The 17491-nt window shown below is 62.2% G+C and carries 15 protein-coding genes; 12 read left to right on the forward strand and 3 right to left on the reverse strand.

Features of this window, described 5'->3' with window-relative positions; all coding sequences use genetic code 11:
- Positions 1 to 12: 12 nt before the first annotated feature.
- From ACOSV0_RS28950 to ACOSV0_RS28990, 9 genes are all read left to right on the forward strand, one after another.
- Positions 13 to 867: a MurR/RpiR family transcriptional regulator gene (locus tag ACOSV0_RS28950; protein ID WP_434110460.1), complete on the forward strand. Its 855-nt coding sequence runs from the start codon at positions 13 to 15 to the stop codon at positions 865 to 867.
- A 150-nt stretch (positions 868 to 1017) separates the two neighbouring features.
- Entirely contained in the window at positions 1018 to 2058 is a 1041-nt protein-coding gene (locus tag ACOSV0_RS28955; RefSeq protein ID WP_434110462.1) for a C45 family autoproteolytic acyltransferase/hydolase, read from the forward strand.
- 33 nt (positions 2059 to 2091) lie between these two features.
- Positions 2092 to 3420, forward strand: a complete 1329-nt coding sequence (locus ACOSV0_RS28960) for an aspartate aminotransferase family protein (protein ID WP_434110464.1) — start codon at positions 2092 to 2094, stop codon at positions 3418 to 3420.
- A 28-nt stretch (positions 3421 to 3448) separates the two neighbouring features.
- The gene (locus tag ACOSV0_RS28965; RefSeq protein ID WP_434110465.1) at positions 3449 to 4003 is read left to right on the forward strand and encodes a carboxymuconolactone decarboxylase family protein; all 555 of its coding nucleotides are present in this window, start codon (positions 3449 to 3451) and stop codon (positions 4001 to 4003) included.
- Positions 4004 to 4244: 241 nt separating this feature from the next.
- Positions 4245 to 4670 (forward strand): OsmC family protein, encoded by a 426-nt coding sequence (locus tag ACOSV0_RS28970; protein ID WP_434110466.1) that lies wholly within the window; start codon positions 4245 to 4247, stop codon positions 4668 to 4670.
- Between the two features lie 232 nt (positions 4671 to 4902).
- Positions 4903 to 5757: an isocitrate lyase/PEP mutase family protein gene (locus tag ACOSV0_RS28975; protein ID WP_434110467.1), complete on the forward strand. Its 855-nt coding sequence runs from the start codon at positions 4903 to 4905 to the stop codon at positions 5755 to 5757.
- A gap of 157 nt (positions 5758 to 5914) precedes the next feature.
- Positions 5915 to 6553 carry a TetR/AcrR family transcriptional regulator gene (locus tag ACOSV0_RS28980; protein WP_434110468.1) on the forward strand — a complete coding sequence of 213 codons (639 nt, stop codon included), beginning with the start codon at positions 5915 to 5917 and terminating at the stop codon, positions 6551 to 6553.
- A gap of 30 nt (positions 6554 to 6583) precedes the next feature.
- Positions 6584 to 8143, forward strand: a complete 1560-nt coding sequence (locus ACOSV0_RS28985) for an MFS transporter (protein WP_434110470.1) — start codon at positions 6584 to 6586, stop codon at positions 8141 to 8143.
- A gap of 485 nt (positions 8144 to 8628) precedes the next feature.
- Positions 8629 to 8901, forward strand: a complete 273-nt coding sequence (locus ACOSV0_RS28990) for a YodC family protein (RefSeq protein ID WP_434110472.1) — start codon at positions 8629 to 8631, stop codon at positions 8899 to 8901.
- On the opposite strand, the gene ACOSV0_RS28995 is transcribed toward ACOSV0_RS28990, so the two are convergent.
- Complete coding sequence (locus ACOSV0_RS28995) at positions 8902 to 9213, reverse strand: superinfection immunity protein (RefSeq protein ID WP_434110474.1); 312 nt, start codon at positions 9211 to 9213, stop codon at positions 8902 to 8904. It lies immediately after the preceding gene.
- 156 nt (positions 9214 to 9369) lie between these two features.
- On the opposite strand from ACOSV0_RS28995, the gene ACOSV0_RS29000 reads away from it, so the two are divergent.
- The 3 genes from ACOSV0_RS29000 to ACOSV0_RS29010 all read left to right on the forward strand — a co-directional run bounded on the left by ACOSV0_RS29000 (position 9370) and on the right by ACOSV0_RS29010 (position 13292).
- The gene (locus ACOSV0_RS29000; protein WP_434110475.1) at positions 9370 to 10833 is read left to right on the forward strand and encodes a M20 family metallopeptidase; all 1464 of its coding nucleotides are present in this window, start codon (positions 9370 to 9372) and stop codon (positions 10831 to 10833) included.
- Positions 10834 to 10877: 44 nt separating this feature from the next.
- Positions 10878 to 11981 carry a malate/lactate/ureidoglycolate dehydrogenase gene (locus ACOSV0_RS29005; RefSeq protein WP_434110476.1) on the forward strand — a complete coding sequence of 368 codons (1104 nt, stop codon included), beginning with the start codon at positions 10878 to 10880 and terminating at the stop codon, positions 11979 to 11981.
- A 423-nt stretch (positions 11982 to 12404) separates the two neighbouring features.
- A complete protein-coding gene (locus ACOSV0_RS29010; RefSeq protein WP_434110478.1) occupies positions 12405 to 13292 on the forward strand; it encodes a crotonase/enoyl-CoA hydratase family protein in 888 nt (295 codons plus the stop codon).
- 156 nt (positions 13293 to 13448) lie between these two features.
- Here the strand turns inward: ACOSV0_RS29010 and pdeR are convergent, their stop codons facing one another.
- Positions 13449 to 15452, reverse strand: a complete 2004-nt coding sequence (gene pdeR, locus ACOSV0_RS29015) for a cyclic di-GMP phosphodiesterase (protein ID WP_434110480.1) — start codon at positions 15450 to 15452, stop codon at positions 13449 to 13451.
- A 421-nt stretch (positions 15453 to 15873) separates the two neighbouring features.
- A complete protein-coding gene (locus tag ACOSV0_RS29020; protein ID WP_434110482.1) occupies positions 15874 to 17244 on the reverse strand; it encodes a hypothetical protein in 1371 nt (456 codons plus the stop codon).
- Between the last annotated feature and the right edge of the window lie 247 nt (positions 17245 to 17491).

Here is a 17491-nt window from a genome sequence, read left to right on the forward strand (position 1 = left end):
CCGGTATATCGCATGCCAGACAGCTTCGACCAGCTTGCCGCCCTGATCCGGGCGCGCTTCTCCGAACTGAGTCCGCAGTTCCAGATGGGAGCAGGGTTTTTGCTCGATCATCCCGACGAAGTCGCGGTCTCATCAATGCGTAAAGTGGCCGAGCGGGCGCAGGTGCAACCGGCCTCGCTGGTACGCCTGTCGCAACAATTGGGTTTCCCCGGCTGGAACGAATTACGCAACCTGTTCGTCGCGCGCGTGCGCACGCGGCCCGAGCCGCTCACCAGCCGCGCCCGTTCGCTCGTCAAATCGAAAGATGCGCTGGCCAACGACCTGCTGGCCGCGCAACAGCACAATCTGGAGGTCACTGCCGCGCACAACGGTCGCGCGATCGTGGAAGCGGCGCGTCTGTTGCGGCGCGCTTCGCATGTGCATGTCGCGGGCTTTCGCTCCTGCTATGCGGTGGCGTTCGGGCTTATCTACGGCTACCGGCTGTTCCGTTCGTCCGTGTCGCTGCTCAACGGCGAAGCGGGCACGCTCGAGATGCAACTGCGCACGATCGAGCACGACAGTGCGACCATCGTCATCAGTTTCGCGCCGTATTCAGTCGAAGCGGCGCGCGTGGCGGAGGCGGCGCTGGAAAAGGGCAGCAAGCTGATCGCGATCACCGACAGTGCGGTGTCGCCGATCGCGTTGAACGCCGACAAGGTGCTGATTTTTTCGCATGAAAGCCCATCGTTCTTTCCTTCGCTGGTGGCGGCCACGGCGATTTCCGAATCGCTGGTCGCGCATCTGCTCGCGCTGGAAGGGGCGGGCGCCGTCGAGCAACTCGGTATTGCCGAGCAATCGCTGCATGACAAGGGCGCGTATGTGCCTTGATGCGCTTCGTCTGAATCAGGCCGATATCTGCCACGGAGCATCAACGCGTCATCTGTTTCGTCGCCACACTGTTTGACAACAAATGTTGTTTGGAAGTATAAATGCGTACCGATTGTTGAATGAGTGTGCGCCGTGGCGTCGAAGCAGGATTTGAATCTTTTTCAGGTGAGCGGTGAGCCGTATGACATCGGCTATCGGCTGGGCGAACTCGCCAGGCCAGTGTTCGCCGATTATATGGAGCAGAGCGGCGCATGGCGCGCGGTTCGGCGCTGGCGCGGCGATCCGTTCGTGCAGAAGCTGCGCGATGCTACCGAAGCGCATTTCCCGGCGCTGCTGGTAGAACTCGACGGCATGGCGGCAGGACTGGGCTGGTCGGCGGAAGATATCTTTTTGTGGAATTGCCGCGGCGAGTTGATTCACAACGCGCCGGACGGTTGCACGACGTTGGCGGCCGTCGAAGGCGATGCGCGTTTCATCGCGCACAATGAAGACGGCGATCCCTTTCTGCGCGAGCGTTGTTCTCTGGTCGAGGTTCAACCTGCAGGCAAGCCGGGCTTCGTGAGCTTCTATTACCCCGGATCGTTGCCGGGCCACACCTTTGCCGCCAGCCGCGCCGGTCTCGTGCAGGCCATCAACAATCTGCGCATTCGCGTACCCGCAGCGGGCGTGCCGCGCATGATTCTCGCGCGGGCAGTGCTCGACGCGGCTTCGCTCGACGAGGCGCTGCATATCCTGCGCCGTACGCCGGCCGCGAGCGGTTTTCATCACACACTCGGTTGCGCGGGCGACGCGCGTCTTTTCAGCGTCGAAGCCAGTGCGCAGCGATGTTCTGTGCAGACAGTGTCCGCTATCGCCGGCCATGCGAACCATCTGATTCATTCCGGCTGCGAAGCCGAAGCGCAAATCGTCACCGATTCATCGCGTGACCGGCAGGTGCGCGTCGATCATCTGCTGGGCACGCTCGCGGGTCCAGTCAAGCCGGCTGCATTGCTCGACGTGTTGCAGGATCGCGCGCCTTCGGGCCTGCCAATCTACCGCGACGACCCGCTCGATCCCGACGACGAAAACACCCTCGCCACGGCGCTTTTCGAACTCGGCAGCACCGGTGTCGCCATGAAAGTTTATCGACAGGGGCAATGCGCGTTCGACACCTTCATCGCACGCCTATCGCCAGCGCAGACCGGCGTTTGAGCAGCCGTCGCAATCAGAAAGGAAAGTGAAACCATGTCCACTGTATTCCATCGTTCGCCGAAGCAGTCGTTGCCGGTGGCTGTCGCCGGTGACGGCATCGAAATCATCGATTCGACCGGCAAGCGCTATATCGACGCCTCAGGCGGCGCTGCCGTTTCGTGCCTCGGCCACAGCAATCAGCGCGTGATCGACGCGATCAAACGGCAGTCGCAGCAATTGCCTTACGCGCACACGTCGTTCTTCACGACCCAGGTCGCCGAGGAACTCGCCGACCGTCTCGTGGCGAGCGCGCCGCAAGGGCTCGAACACGTGTACTTCGTGTCGGGCGGTTCGGAAGCGATCGAGGCGGCGCTCAAACTGGCGCGGCAATATTTCGTCGAGAAGGGCGAGGTGCAGCGCCGTCATTTCATCGCGCGGCGCCAGAGCTATCACGGCAACACGCTGGGGGCGCTGGCGATTGGCGGCAATGCGTGGCGGCGCGAGCCGTTTCTGCCGATCCTGATCGAAGCGCATCACGTGAGCCCGTGTTACGCGTATCGCGAGCAGCGCGCCGACGAATCCGAAGAGCAGTTCGCGCAGCGTCTCGCGGACGAACTCGAGCAGAAGATTCTCGAACTCGGCGCCGACACGGTGGCCGCGTTCGTTGCGGAAACGGTGGTGGGCGCCACGGCCGGCGCGGTGCCGCCGGTGCGCGAGTATTTCCGCAAGATTCGCGCGGTGTGCGATCGCTATGGCGTGCTGCTGATCCTCGACGAGATCATGTCGGGCATGGGCCGCACGGGCTACCTGTACGCGTGCGAAGAAGACGGCGTCGCGCCGGACATGCTGACCATCGCCAAGGGGCTCGGCGCCGGCTATCAGCCGATCGGCGCGACGCTGGTCAGCGACAGGATTTATCAGGCGATCGTCGGCGGTTCGGGTTTCTTTCAGCATGGGCATACGTATATCGGCCACGCCACCGCCTGCGCCGCGGCGCTGGAAGTGCAACGCGTGATTGCCGACGACCATCTACTGCCGAACGTGCAGGCGCGCGGCGAGCAGTTGCGCGGCCGGCTGCGCGAGCATTATGCGCAGCATCCGCATATCGGCGACGTCCGCGGGCGCGGCCTCTTTGTCGGCGTCGAACTGGTTCAGGATCGCGCCACCAAAACGCCGTTCGATGCGAAGCTGAAGCTGCACGCGGCGATCCGGCGCGAAGCGTTCGCGCGGGGTTTGATGGTGTATCCGATGGGCGGCACTGTCGACGGCAATCTCGGCGATCATGTGCTGCTGGCGCCGCCGTTCATCTGCACCGCACGCGACATCGACGAGATCGTCAGCCGGTTGACGGATGCGATCGAAGGCGCGCTGACCGCCATTTGATGTCTTTCCCATTCCTGCGAGATTTGCGATGACCGAGCGTTTGCCTCACTTCGAGCTGTCCGATGCCACGCCTGAACAGAAGGCCGTGCTCGACGAGATCCTGTCCGGCCCGCGCGGCAATCTGAACGGGCCGTTTCTGGGCTGGATTCATAGTCCGGAGCTGGCGCAGCAGGCGCAGCGGCTCGGCGCGTTCTGCCGCTATCGCACCGGCTTGCCGCTGCGCCTGTCGGAGCTGGCGATTCTGGTGACCGCGGCGCGCTGGCAGGCGCAAGCCGAGTGGTATATCCACTATCCGATCGCCCTGGAAGCCGGTGTGCCCGAAGCGGACGCCGAGGCGATCCGCCAGGGTCAGCGCCCGGCCTTCACGGAGCCAGACGACGCCTTGATCCACGACTTCGCGAGCGAACTGTACGACACCAAACGGGTGTCGGATGTCACCTATAAAAAGGCGGTCGAGCGCTTCGGCCACGAAGTGGTGATCAATCTGGTGGGCCTGCTCGGCTACTACGCGCTGGTGGCGATGACGCTGAACGTGTTCGATATGCGAGCCGTGGGGCAGGCGAGCTTGCCGTTCGCCGAATAGCGCCGGCGTCGTCCTGTTTGATTCGGTTGCCGGCGTCGTCACGACACTGGCACACGGAAGCGCCTATGATGAAGTTCGGCCCACCCCGCGCTTGCAGCGCCGCGCGGCATGCCCCGAAGGAAATCTCCCTGGGGCACTTACAACCGATGCCGATACCACGAAAATCCGGGCTGGACCGTTGCGGGTGGCATCACGTAGGGTTGAGGGGCGGCGCGAAGCAGGGCACAAACAGGAGAGAGCGATGAAGCGCAAGGCATCAGCGGTCTGGCAAGGCAACCTGCAAAACGGCAAAGGCTCGATTTCCACCGACAGCGGCGTCCTCAAGGAAACTCAATACTCGTTTGCCACACGCTTCGCGGACGGCATCGGCACGAATCCGGAAGAGCTGATTGCGGCCGCGCACGCGGGTTGTTTCTCGATGGCGCTATCGGCCGAACTGGGCAAGGCCGGCATCACCCCGGAACGTATCGGCACCACGGCAACAGTCACGCTCGACAAGGACGGCGGCGGCTTTTCGATTACCGCGGTGCATCTCGACGTAGCCGTCAAAATCCCCGGAGGCGACAAAGCCGCATTCGAGCAGGCTACTGCGGACGCCAAGGCAGGTTGCCCGGTTTCCAAGGTACTGAACGCCACTATCACGATGGACGCCAGGCTCGAGACCTGAGCCGCGGTTCATCCACTGCAAACCTATGCAGGGCCGGCCGGCAGAGGTAGCCAGGCGCCGCCGGCTGCCGCTTTCCGTTGGTTTTTCCGATTTGCAGGTCGTTTGCCGCGCACTTGCATCTGCCGCGTACTTGCAATTCACCCGCACACCATTTGCCACTTCACGAACATAACGACGACCGGACAGCGCGTGGACGCGAAAACGCTGGTCTCCGTCTCCAATGGAACTGTCGATGACAACGCAAACCGAAAAAGCACAGCAATTCCAGTCGTACCACGCAGCGGGCGAGGCCTTCATCATCCCGAATCCGTGGGACATCGGCACGGCGCGGCTCCTGGCGCTGGCCGGGTTCAAGGCGCTCGCCACCAGCAGCGCAGGCTATGCGTTTTCGCGTGGCCTGCCGGATAACGCCATCGGCCGGGCGCAGATGATGGTGCATCTCGCCGAAATCGCGGGCGCGACCGACTTGCCGGTCAGCGCCGATCTGGAAAACGGCTTCGGCGACGCTCCGGAAGACTGTGCCGAAACGATCAGGCAGGCCGCGGCGGCAGGCGTGGTCGGTGGTTCGATCGAGGATGCGACCGGTCGCGCGGATCAACCGATCTACCCGTTCGAAGCCGCCGTGGAGCGTGTGCGGGCGGCGGTCGCTGCCGCGCGTGCCCAGCCGTTTCCATTCACGTTGACGGCGCGCGCCGAGAACTATCTGGTGGGCCGGCCCGATCTCGACGACACGATCCGGCGCCTGCAGGCCTATCAGGAAGCCGGCGCGGATGTGCTTTACGCGCCCGGCCTGAAAACGCGCGAAGAGATCGCCGCCGTGGTCGGCGCGCTCGAGCGGCCGGTCAATGTGTTGATGGGGCTGCAAGGCGTCCTGCTCAGTTTCGACGACCTGCGCGCGCTGGGCGTGCGGCGCGTCAGCGTGGGCGGTTCGCTGGCGCGTGCGGCGTTGGGCGCGTTTCTCCGCGCCGCGCACGAAATGCACGATCACGGCACGTTCAACTACACGAAAGAAGCCGCCAGCGGCAATGAGATCAACCAGCTCTTCACGACCGCCGCGCAGAAGTGGGGCAAGCAGGCGGGCGGCTGACGAAAATGGGCCACCAAGCCAGCAGGCAAGCAGGCAAGCAGGCGGGCGGGGCGCAACGACGCTTGTGCCATACGCGACGCCTCGCCAGCCGAACCGTCGGCAAATAAGCGCCTCAATTGCCTTGCATTGTTGAACGGTTAGTCATAATATCCGTCACATGACGCAATCAGGCAATTCGAAGCAATCCGTGAAAAAAGCGGGCGAGGTCTGCTCTCGTGGCAGGCCGCGCGAGTTCGACACGGACGCCGTATTGGCGAGCGCGAGCCAGGTTTTCTGGAATCACGGCTATCACGCCACCTCGATCGACGACCTTTGCAAGGCCACCGGCCTGTTGCGCGGGAGTCTGTACGGCGTATTCGGCGACAAGCACGGCATCATGCTCGCAGCGCTCGATCACTACGCGGAAGGTTCGGTCGCGCGGCTGGCCGAGCGGCTGAACGCGCCGGTGCCGCCGGAAGAGGCGCTGCGCAACGCTTTGCTGCATTACGCCCGGGTCGCTAGCGCATTGATCGGCGAGCGCAGCTGCTTCATCACCAACACCACGCTGGAGATGCAACCCGGCGACGAAGAATTGCGCACCCGCGTCGCGGCAATTCAACGCCGCATGGCGACTTTGCTGGCGGCGTCGGTGATTCGCGGTCAGGCGAGCGGCGCTTTCAATTCCACGCTCGACGAAAAAGCCGTCGGCGATTTCCTGCTGTGTGTGATGCAAGGCCTGCGCGTCTTGGGACGCGTCGCCCACAAGGAAGATGCGTTGATCGGGATCGTAGACGTCGCCATGCGCGCGCTCGTCTAATTTTTTTACCTAATTTTTGAACGATCGGTCATGAATAGAGACGCCATCAAGTCCGCTCCGGCGGCATTCGTTGGACCCGCGAGGCAGCCGGCCGTTGGTGGGGTTGGCGCGGCCGTCTGCCCAGGCGTGGGCGCGGTGGCCGCCAGCGCTGCGGCGGCCGGGAAGGCTGTATCCGGCTTCGAGCGCCAGGGGCTCGCGCTCGCGGTGCTGTTCGTCGGCGCTTTCCTTGCGCCGCTGGACTATTTCATCGTCAACCTCGCGTTGCCGTCGATTCATACCGGTCTGGATGCCACAAATGCGCAACTGCAACTCGTGGTGTCCGCCTACGCGTCCGCTTATGCCGTGCTGCTGATCACGGGCGGACGTCTCGGCGACCTGTTCGGGCGGCGTCGCATGTTCATGACGGGGATGGCGGCGTTCGTGGTCGCCTCCGCGTTGTGCGGCTTCGCCACGAGCGGCCACATGCTCGTGATCTCGCGGATCGTGCAGGGCATCGCGGCCGCGATCATGGCGCCGCAGGTGCTCGCAACCATCCGCGCGGTCGTGCCGCTGCATCGGCAGACCAAGGTCATGAGCCTCTACGGTTTCGTCTTCGGGCTTTCGTCGATCGTCGGCCAGTTGGGCGGCGGCGCGCTGATCACCTATCACCCGTTCGGACTCGACTGGCGCATCATCTTTCTCATCAACATACCGATCGGTATCGTGGCCTTCATCGGTACGTGGAAGTTCGTGCCGGAAAATCAGCCGGCCACGAGTACCGGTATCGACCTGAAGGGTGTCGCGCTGCTCTCGGCGGTGCTGCTGCTCGTCATCTACCCGATGACGCACGGCCGCGAAGCCGGCTGGCCCGCGTGGACCTTCGTGATGTTCGCGCTCGCCGTCCCGGTGTTCGCGCTATTCGTGGTAACCGAGCGGCGCGTCGAGCGCGGCGGCGGCCATCCGCTGGTGGATCTGCAATTGTTCCGCAACCCGGCTTTCGCATTGGGTCTGGTGCTCGCGTTCCTGTTCTACTGCAACAGCGCGTTTTTCCTGACCTACGGGATCTTCCTGCAAACCGGCTTGCACTGGACGCCGCTTGCCTCGGGCATGGCCATCATGCCGTTCGCGATCGGCTTCGTGATCGGGCCGCTGACGTCGCCCGCCGTGGTCAAGCGCATTGGCGGCCACGTGCTGGCCCTCGGCTTCTCGATGATGACAGTCGGCTTCACGGTTACCGGCTGGTCGGCGACCCATGCGGCTACACCGGATCTGCTGTTCTATTGCGGACTGGTGTGCGCGGGCGTCGGTCACGGGCTGCTGCTGCCGTCGATCATGCGCATCGTGCTGCAGGAAGTCGCGCCGGAGAAGGCGGGGCTGGCCTCGGGCGTGGTGTCGTCGACCTTGCAGATCGGCTCGGCGTTCGGCACGGCGGCTATCAGCGGTGCGTTTTTCGGGGCGATCGGCGGCAGCGTGACGCCGGGCGCTTATGCCCACGCCTTCCAGCTCAGCCTTGCGATCAACGCGTGTCTGATGTTCGTGTGTATCGGTTTGAGCGTGCTGCTGGTGCGGCATCAACAACTGGCATTGCGCCGGGCTGCCCAGCCGGTTTGAAAATAGCGGCCGGGAAATCGTTTTCAACGGTGGCCGCTAAAAACTATTATGCACTTTAAACAAAACCGGTTTTGGCGTGAGTAAATTTACCGGTGAGTTTTCCGTTCACAGGTAACTTCGTTTGCAGGCGATCCGAATAAACCCGGATTTGGATTTATCGGCGGCGCTTTATATATGATAAATCGCCGTCGCATTTTCTACCTGCGGAGCGGACATCCAAACGTAAGTTTTGCGATCGTGCAGTGCCGCACGGGTGGCGGCCAGGCGCGGTTCGGAAGGGTTTTCCCGGCTTGACCGGCCGATTGCCGGGTTAGGAAACCTATTCCAGTGCCGATGAAAACGGTATCAATAAAAAGCACTTGCCGCGATTAATTTCGATTGTTAATCTGGGCAAACTTTTTAGAGTTTTCCTTCGGCAAGTTCAGTGTTGCAAAGCATGACGCAATGACTTGATTCCGCTCAACGGGTTCCGTAGGGGATTGAATATGCTGACCGCTACCATTGAGGTATTAGATACACCGCCAGCCGCGCGCTTCAGTGCCGGCGATGTTGTCACGCTGAAAGAAGGCGGCCCGCGCATGACCGTGACCTACGCAGGTCCGGTGGCGCTCAACCCGGGCGACTGGCTGATTTGCGAGTGGTTCGACGAACACGGCGAACTGCGCCGCGAGATGTTCGCGCACGAGAGCGTGCGGGCCGAGCCGCGCTCGATCCCCGCCGGCTCGGTGATGTGGGGCAGAATGGGCCGCGCGGCCTGATTATTTTTCCGCGCGGTCACGCGCCGTGGCGCGCCTTTGCACGCGCACCAGAAGCGCCGAAGAAAACGCCCGCATCCGTACGATCTTCCGCGTCTCTACGACTTCGCCTGCCACATTCTTCGGCGGGTTCGGCTGCAACGACCAGTAGAGCGCAAGCAGCCAGCCAAAACCAGTCCAGCCCAGGCACGCATTGAAGAGTGCCAGCGTCAGCACGTCATGACGCTTGCGCCGGTCCGCGAGAATGCTCGGCAGAAAATACAGCGCCAACGCGAGCGCCGCGGCGATGGCCTGAACCACGACGTTGCTACCCATAGTCTGCTCCCCAGGACGCGACGTATCTTGCGATTGTCGCGCGATTGTTTACTTTGCGCAGTGTTGACGCGAATGGACCGCGCAGGGGTTCAGCGCATCGCGCATCGGGACTATCATGGACGTTTCTCCCGAACAGAGCCGCCACGGACCGCCACCATGATCTCCGACCATACGACCGAGCAGACCCAACGCATCAACCAGGACACGCTACGCGAATTCGTAGACCGCAAATGGAACGACGAGATCGTCCCCGCGCTCACGGATTACATCGCCGTGCCGGCCAAGAGTCCGGCGTTCGATCCCGAGTGGGTCAAGCACGGCTATCTCGAACGCGTGATCACGGACGCGGCGCAATGGGCCGAACAGCAACCCGTGCGTGGCCTGAAACTCGAAGTGGTCCGTTTGCCGGGCCGCACGCCGGTGATTTTCTTCGAAACGGCCGCGACCCGGTCGGGCAGCGAAGAAACCATCGTGCTGTACGGCCACCTCGACAAGCAGCCTGAATTCGACGGCTGGCGCAACGACCTTGGCCCCTGGACGCCGAAGCTCGAAAACGACAAGCTGTACGGTCGCGGCGGCGCCGACGACGGCTACGCGATCTATGCGAGCCTCACGGCACTGGCCGCGCTGGACGCGCAAGGCATCGAGCGTCCGCGCTGTGTCGGCCTGATCGAAACCTGCGAGGAATCGGGCAGCTACGATCTGCTGCCGTACGTCGACGCTTTGCGCGAACGGCTCGGCAAAGTCGGTCTCGTGGTGTGTCTCGATTCGGGTGCGGGCAACTACGATCAACTGTGGCTTACCACTTCGCTGCGCGGACTGGTGGCCGGCGACCTTGAAGTCCAGGTGCTCGACGAAGGGATTCACTCGGGCGGTTACGGCGGCATTGCGCCGTCGAGTTTCCGCATCATGCGGCAACTGTTCGACCGTCTTGAAGACTCCGCCAACGGCACCTTGTTGCCGAAGGGTTTCCACGTTCAGATCCCGGCGGATCGTCTGCGTGAAGCGGAAGCAACCGCCCAGATTCTCGGCGACGACGTCTGGAAGAAGCTGCCGTGGGCCTGCGGCCAGGACGGCCGTCAGGTGCTGCCCACCACCACTGACCCGCAAGAAGCCTTGCTCAACTCGACATGGCGTCCGTCGCTGTCGGTGACCGGCGCGGCCGGCTTGCCCTCGCTCGCCGACGCCGGCAACGTGCTGCGTCCGCGCACGGCGTTCAAGCTGTCGCTGCGCCTGCCGCCGCTGATCGAGGCAGAGAAGGCGGTCGCCGAACTGAAGGCGCTGCTCGAATTCGATCCGCCGTACAACGCCAAGGTCACCTTCAAGCCGGACGCCGGCGCGGCGAGCGGCTGGAGCGCGCCCGATCTCGCACCGTGGCTCGCCACCGCGTTGAACGACGCGTCGCGTACGCACTACGGCGCGGACGTTGCCTACATGGGGCAGGGCGGCACGATCCCATTGATGAACGTGCTGAAGTCGGGTTTCCCGAAGTCGCAGTTCATGGTGTGCGGCGTGCTCGGGCCGAAGTCGAATGCACACGGACCGAACGAGTTTCTGCACGTGCCGTACGGCAAGAAGCTGACGGCCGCCGTAGCCCAGGTGATCGCGGCCGCGCCTTGAGGCGCGTTTTTGCCTTGATCTTTCCACCCACGCCGACCCTGTGAATGACCGATAACGCGACTGCTCACCTCCCCACGCCCCGGATTCCGGCCGATCAATTGCATGCCTACGTACGGGCGATCTGGGAGCAGGCGGGCAGTACGCCGCGCGAAGCCGAGCTGGTCGCGGATCATCTGGTGGCGGCGAATCTGACCGGTCACGATTCGCATGGCGTGGGGATGATCCCGCGCTATGTGGCGTCGCTGGCCGACGCGCAACTGCAACTGAACCTGCATGCGCAAGTCGTGAAGGACGCCGGCGCGGTCCTGACCGTCGAAGGCGCCAGGGGCTTCGGCCAGGTGGTCGCGTTCGAGGCGATGGAGCAGGGTATCGAGCGCGCCAAACGCCTCGGCATCTGCGCGGTCGGCTTGCGCGGCGCGCACCACATCGGCCGCATCGGCCACTGGGCCGAACAATGCGCGCGCGCCGGCCTCGTATCGTTCCATTTCGTCAACGTGGCGGGCGATCCGCTCGTCGCGCCGTTCGGCGGCGCGGACCGCCGCATCGGCACGAATCCGTTTTGCGCAGCGTATCCACGGCCCGGCAAGCCGCCGCTCGTACTCGACTTCGCGACCAGCACGGTGGCGTACGGCAAGACGCGTGTTGCATATAACCAGGGCAAGCAGGTGCCGCCTGGCGCGCTGATCGATCACGAGGGCTTTCCAACCCTCGAACCCAAAGTTATGCAGGAAGCGCCGTTCGGTTCGCTGACGCCGTTCGGTGGTCACAAGGGCTTTGGACTCGCGGCGATGTGCGAGATTTTCGCGGGTGCATTGTCGGGCGGCTTCACCACGCACGCGGACACGCTCGGCACGACCAATGCGATCATCAACTGCATGCTTTCAGTGATCGTCGATCCCGCTGCGTTCGACGCCGCCGGCGCGCAAGCCGAAGCCGATGCATTCATCGACTGGGTGAAGGCTTCGCCGCTCGCGGCCGGCACGAACCATATCTATGAGCCCGGCGAACCGGAGCGGGTGACGCGCGCGCAACGCGAGGCCGAAGGTATCCCGGTCGATGCCGCCACGTGGGCGCAGATTCGCGCAGCGGCGCTGGCCGTCGGTATGAGCACGGAGCAGGTTGAGCGGTGGTCCGCCCAGTTGCAATAGCGATTGCTTGTCAATCAACGGGCGCTTTGCGGCGCCTGCGTTTAAATATGCAATTTGAATATTCCGTCTGCTAGCCCACAAATAAAAAACAAGTATCTGGAGAGCGATATCTTCGATTGCATTACATAATCGAAAACATTTCTTTTCCTTTCAAATCCGGCAAGAAATTCCAGCTTTGTTCGCTCGCTAATTTATTGCGAGCCAGATGTTCTTCTGTGGGCTAATTTCGCCCAACTCCGGTGCGCAAGCGTTTGCGTCTGCGTCATTCTTTTTCATCCGCTTTATCTCCTTGCCGAGCGCCGTCTGACGGGGCTTAGCACGCGTGTTGCAATCATCTGTTGGTTACCCCGCTCCCATCCCATTCCGGTCTGATTTAGGCTCGCATTGCAATGCCAGTGTTTAACCTTAAAAGGACCATTCAAAATGAATCTGCATAGCCACCACGCCTGCCGTCCGTTCATCGAAGCCGGCAATTTGTCGCAAATTTCCGCTTACTACGAAGAAGGCCGCAACATCATGTGGATGATGCTGCGGGCGCAGCCGCGTCCCTGTTTTAATCTCGATCTGGTGCACGACATTCTGGGTCTCGCGCAGGCAGCACGAGAGTCCGGCTTGCCGATCGACTTCTGGGTGACCGGATCGTTGATTCCAACCATGTTCAACGTCGGGGGCGACCTCGATTTTTTTGCGGACTCGATCCGCTCCGGCAAACGCCAGGCGCTGATGGCGTACGCGCGCGCTTGCGTCGATTGTGTGCACGCGGCGGCGCGCGGTTTCGATACGGGCGCGATTTCAATCGCGATGGTGGAGGGCACGGCGCTCGGAGGAGGCTTCGAGGCGGCACTCGCGCATCATTTTCTGCTGGCGCAGAACGATGTGCGGATGGGCTTTCCCGAGATCGCGTTCAACCTGTTCCCGGGCATGGGCGGTTACTCGCTGGTTGCGCGCAAGGCGGGCATGCGTCTCGCTGAAGAGTTGATCGGCGTAGGCGAATCGCATACGGCTGAGTGGCACTTCAGCAAGGGACTGGTCGACCAGCTGTTCGAACCGGGCGACGCCTATATGGCGACGCGTACCTTCATCGACACGCTCAGGCCCAAGATGAACGGCATCCGCGCGATGCTGCGGGCACGCCAGCGCGTGCTGCAACTTTCGCGCGCCGAGCTGATGGAAATTACCGAGGACTGGGTGGATGCCGCCTTCATGATCGAGGAGAAGGACCTCGCCTTCATGGAGCGGCTGGTGATGCTGCAAAACCGCCGTCATTCGAACCTGCGGCAGACGGCCTCCAGCGCGGCCAATTTCGCCTGAATCGATCTGTGTCCCGGTGTGATGGAGCGGCAGTTGCGGTCCTGTCCCTCAGGGGGATTTTCTTCGGAGCTCCCCTAGGAGGACTTTCTTCAAGGCTTCCCGTAAGGGGACTTCCCGCGGCTCCGTCCCCTTGGAACTTCCCGTAGTGCGCGGCGTTCAGGCAATCAATCTGAGCTTCTGCCGATCCTGCAACCAGCTTTCGAATTCCGCAGCCGGCATGGCCTGGCCGTACAGGAAGCCCTGTACGTAGTCGACGCCCAGCCCCTTCATGAACACTTCTTCCGATTCGGTTTCGATACCTTCGGCGACGACCTTGAAATTCAGTTCCTGCGCGACCGCCACCATTGAGCGTACGAGTGCCTGCGCTTTGGTATCGGCATTGATGGAACGGACGAAACTGCGATCGAGCTTGATGACGTCGAGCGGAATACGGCCCAATTGCGACAACGACGAATAGCCGGTGCCGAAGTCGTCCAGATGCACCTGGGCGCCGAGCTGGCGGAACTGCGTGATCAGATCGATCGCCGCCGCTTCGTCCTCGATCAGGCAGCTCTCGGTGAGTTCCAGGTCGATCAGGCACGGGTCGAGGCCGGCTCGTTGCAGTGCTTCGCTGAAATGCCGCACCACGGCGGTGTCGACCAGTTGCCGTGCCGACACGTTGATCGCGACGCGCAGGTTGTAGCCGTCCGCCTTCCATTTGGCGGCTTGCCTCGCGGCCGTTTCCATGACCCAGCGGCCGAGCACGCCGATCAGCCCGGATTCTTCAGCATAACGGATGAACTCGACCGGCATGATCTGCCCACGCTCCGGCGAATTCCAGCGCACCAGCGCCTCCACGCCTTGTACCGCGCCGGTGGCGAGCACGAGCTTGGGCTGGTAGTGCAGGGTTAGCTGCCCCTCTTCGAGACCGCGCCGCAGATTGGTGTCGAGCCACATGTACTCGGCGACTTTACGGTTCATGTCGGGCGAAAACACGCGGTAGGTGCGCTTGCCTTCGTCTTTGGCAACGTACATTGCCGTGTCCGCCGAACGGATCAGCGATTCGAGGTTGTTGCCGTGTTCCGGATACAGCGCGATGCCGATTGAGCAGCCGGTGTAGACCTCGACGAGCCCCAGGCCGAACGGCGTGCGCAGGCGTTCGAGAATGCGCTGCGCGGTGGCTTCGAGATCATGGGCAGTGCTTTTGGCGGCGAGCACGATGAACTCGTCGCCGCCGAGTCGCGCGAGCGCATCGCCTTCGTCCAGACAGGTGCGGATGGCCGCCGACACATCGCGGATCAGCCGGTCGCCGAACACGTGGCCGTAGTGGTCGTTGACCTTCTTGAAGTTGTCGAGATCGAGGAACAGCACGCCGACCGACTCGCCTGGGGCGGCTGCTTCGATCGCGGCGCGGATCTTGTCCTGGATGGCGTTGCGATTGGCGAGGCCGGTGAGCGAATCGGTGTTCGCCAGTTCGGTGAGCCGTTCCTGCGCGAGCCGTTCTTCGGTGATGTCGGTGCCCGAGCAGATCAGAAACTGTTCTTCGACGCCGCTGCCGCTATGAACGAACTTGTTGCGAAACAGGAATAGCCGTTCGCCGCGAAGGGTTTTTACGCGCCGCTCGACTTCATACGAGACGCCGCGATTGAAGAACCCCGTAATGTTCTGGCTCGACGCCGCGCCGGATTCGGTGGACATGAACAGCGCCCACACATTGCGGCCGACGATGTCCTCTTCCTTCACGCCGGTGAGTTCCTCGGCGAGACGGTTGAAGCGTTGTATTCGACCGTGCCTGTCGACGATCACCACGACCGAATTGACTTCGGAGACGACCTGTTCGGCGAAAGAGAGACCGTGCACCAGATCGCGCGCGACGGACTCCGTATCGTCGTAGGCCGAGGCGGTGCCGGCCCATGTATTGCTGGCGAGTTTTTTACCGACGAGATGCAGGCGCAGCGGTTCGCCGAACAGCCGCACGTCGAGGATGAGATGCGAGGTGACGCCGGTGAGGCAACGGATTTGCGAAGCCTGTTGGGGATTCAGTGGAATGGCGACATTGGCCGGCACGTCGCCGGTGACGGGCGTGAGTTCCAATGCGTTGCTGTCGTTCGACAGACGCCAGCAGGGGCTGCTTGTGCCGAACTGCGCAAAAAGCACCTGATCGTGTTGGTCGTCATTCATGAGATCCCCGGGCGGTGTGTGCCGGTGAGCCGCTCGTGAAGCCGGATTGGCGGCAGCCAGTCTTCATCATACTTAAAGACTGGCCTATTGTAGCGAAGCGGCTGCAGTTCGGGCCTATAAACATTAACGGTTGGGATGGCCGGCTTTTTTATAAGCCCACACCGTTAAGGTTTTATTGAAAATTCGCGCTGGTGCGTCGTGGGTGCGTTGTAGGCGCATTGTGTGCCGGTAGTTCCGGCTTGCTGGCAGCGGGTTGGGGGCTTGGTTAGATACTGGCACAAGCGTGCTTTTTTGCTTTTGCGGAGGGAAAAGGCACGCGCCATTCCGGTCCTCAGGGACGGTACGCGGCCTCGCGTAGCTGGAAGCACGTTGGGTTGCGATGCCGACGCTTGCGCCTGCCGGTGCGTCGTTACATCTGATGTTATGACGCTACGCCGAGCGTGCCGTCCGGGTTGATGTTCTGCGCCCGCACCGTGTAGTCGTCGCTCGTCCATGCAAACGCGCCATAGCCTGCTGTGCTGAGCGCTCCAACAGCGTTGTCGGTCGTGCTGGTGGCAGAAGTTTTGACGTCCACAACCGGGTTTTGCCAGACTGGCGCGCCGCTCGGATCCAGCATGGAAGTGCGCAGTGGTTGCGGCAAAAAGGCCGCTTGCGGCGGCTGTTGTATCCACGCGGCGATTACGCCACCTGTCACAGGCAACATAGCGACTGGCGACATGAAGGCCAGCGGCTCGTACGCCGCCAGGGCAACGCCGGCCTCGTCCCACAGCAGCGCGCCGGCGTTATCGAGGCATTGTGCCCGCACGCCGGACATACCGGTGTAATTGGCATTCCACGCGATATAAACCCTGCCGTCGCGTGGATCGAAACCAAAGCGCGCCGCCGAAGCGTCGATCAAGTTCCCTGATACCGGCGTGCCGTTCGGGGCGAACGACGGCCGGCCGGTCGAATTCATGCGTTGTACGTAAATTCGTTCGGTTGTGTCAGTGAGCGAATAGCCAAACACGGCCCCGCCGGCACTATCCGTGATCAGCGTCGGCACGACGCCCATCGGCAATGTCACGCCGGTGGCAACGCTGCTGTCGACCACCGTGACTGGCGTGTCGCCCCAAAGATTGGCGCCGTTCCCGGCCGCCAGCTTCTGCGTGAACACGCTGTTGTAGGTACCGCTCATTTTGTTGATGCTTTGAACATAGGCGTAGATCACCGAGCCGTTGTCCGACGCAATAATGTTCGTGGGCGTGAGCGCCGCGTCGGGTGTATCGCGCGCCACGTTCGTCGCCCACACCTGATTTCCCGCGGCATCGAGTTTTGTCAGGCTGATCAGGTCTTCCTGTTCCGTTTTCCCCCACGTAAAAACCGCTCCCCGATCGCTTGTGGCGCAACAGAGTACCGTTGAAACCACCACGTCCGGCGGCGACAGCGTGATGCCTGTCGAACCCCACAAGAAGTCACCTGCGGGCGAAACTTTGAATGCAAGTACCGGCCCGCCTGGTGCGTGAAGCGCCGCAATGCCTGCATCTATACCGACAATCGCATTGCCGTCCGGATCGACGCTCAAGCCATACGTGATAATGCTTCGTATATCGCGACGACAAATCAGCTTGCCGTTGGACGCCCACATGGCGTTGCCGTGCACATCGAGCCGTTGGAGAAATAACGAATAGCCTTCGTCGGCATCGAGCCAACTGACATAGAAGCCGCCGTCAGGCGTGGCGCAAATCGATGTATTGGCGACCTCTCCGACCGACTGCGACAAGATGAGATTTTTCGTTGCATCACTGGACCACATGTGCTGCTCCTTCGAATAGGCGGCCGTTTCGGTTCCGTTCAAGCCGCGCAGACTGCGATAGAAAATGAGCCGGCAAGCAGTTCGTTGTCGCGGACTAAAAAGTCATCCGTGACGTTACGTATCGTCAGGTATCTTTACGTATCGGACTCACCACTCGAGGATGAGTGTCGCAGAAGGGTAATTGATTTGTGATCCTGAATACCGATTCAGAGAGTGGCAAATTGGCGCACAGTTTGATCTGCCGGAT

This window comes from Paraburkholderia caffeinilytica, assembly GCF_051027425.1.
GTDB classification, from domain to species: domain Bacteria; phylum Pseudomonadota; class Gammaproteobacteria; order Burkholderiales; family Burkholderiaceae; genus Paraburkholderia; species Paraburkholderia caffeinilytica_A.

What these genes read in the sequence shown, in the direction of transcription:
- ACOSV0_RS28950 (WP_434110460.1), top strand. Translation starts at nt 13, where the DNA reads ATGCCAGACAGCTTCGACCAGCTTGCCGCCCTGATCCGGGCGCGCTTC.
- ACOSV0_RS28960 (WP_434110464.1), top strand. Translation starts at nt 2,092, where the DNA reads ATGTCCACTGTATTCCATCGTTCGCCGAAGCAGTCGTTGCCGGTGGCT.
- ACOSV0_RS28965 (WP_434110465.1), top strand. Translation starts at nt 3,449, where the DNA reads ATGACCGAGCGTTTGCCTCACTTCGAGCTGTCCGATGCCACGCCTGAA.
- ACOSV0_RS28970 (WP_434110466.1), top strand. Translation starts at nt 4,245, where the DNA reads ATGAAGCGCAAGGCATCAGCGGTCTGGCAAGGCAACCTGCAAAACGGC.
- ACOSV0_RS28975 (WP_434110467.1), top strand. Translation starts at nt 4,903, where the DNA reads ATGACAACGCAAACCGAAAAAGCACAGCAATTCCAGTCGTACCACGCA.
- ACOSV0_RS28980 (WP_434110468.1), top strand. Translation starts at nt 5,915, where the DNA reads ATGACGCAATCAGGCAATTCGAAGCAATCCGTGAAAAAAGCGGGCGAG.
- ACOSV0_RS28985 (WP_434110470.1), top strand. Translation starts at nt 6,584, where the DNA reads ATGAATAGAGACGCCATCAAGTCCGCTCCGGCGGCATTCGTTGGACCC.
- ACOSV0_RS28990 (WP_434110472.1), top strand. Translation starts at nt 8,629, where the DNA reads ATGCTGACCGCTACCATTGAGGTATTAGATACACCGCCAGCCGCGCGC.
- ACOSV0_RS28995 (WP_434110474.1), bottom strand. Translation starts at nt 9,213, where the DNA reads ATGGGTAGCAACGTCGTGGTTCAGGCCATCGCCGCGGCGCTCGCGTTG.
- ACOSV0_RS29000 (WP_434110475.1), top strand. Translation starts at nt 9,370, where the DNA reads ATGATCTCCGACCATACGACCGAGCAGACCCAACGCATCAACCAGGAC.
- ACOSV0_RS29005 (WP_434110476.1), top strand. Translation starts at nt 10,878, where the DNA reads ATGACCGATAACGCGACTGCTCACCTCCCCACGCCCCGGATTCCGGCC.
- ACOSV0_RS29010 (WP_434110478.1), top strand. Translation starts at nt 12,405, where the DNA reads ATGAATCTGCATAGCCACCACGCCTGCCGTCCGTTCATCGAAGCCGGC.
- pdeR (WP_434110480.1), bottom strand. Translation starts at nt 15,452, where the DNA reads ATGAATGACGACCAACACGATCAGGTGCTTTTTGCGCAGTTCGGCACA.
- ACOSV0_RS29020 (WP_434110482.1), bottom strand. Translation starts at nt 17,244, where the DNA reads ATGTGGTCCAGTGATGCAACGAAAAATCTCATCTTGTCGCAGTCGGTC.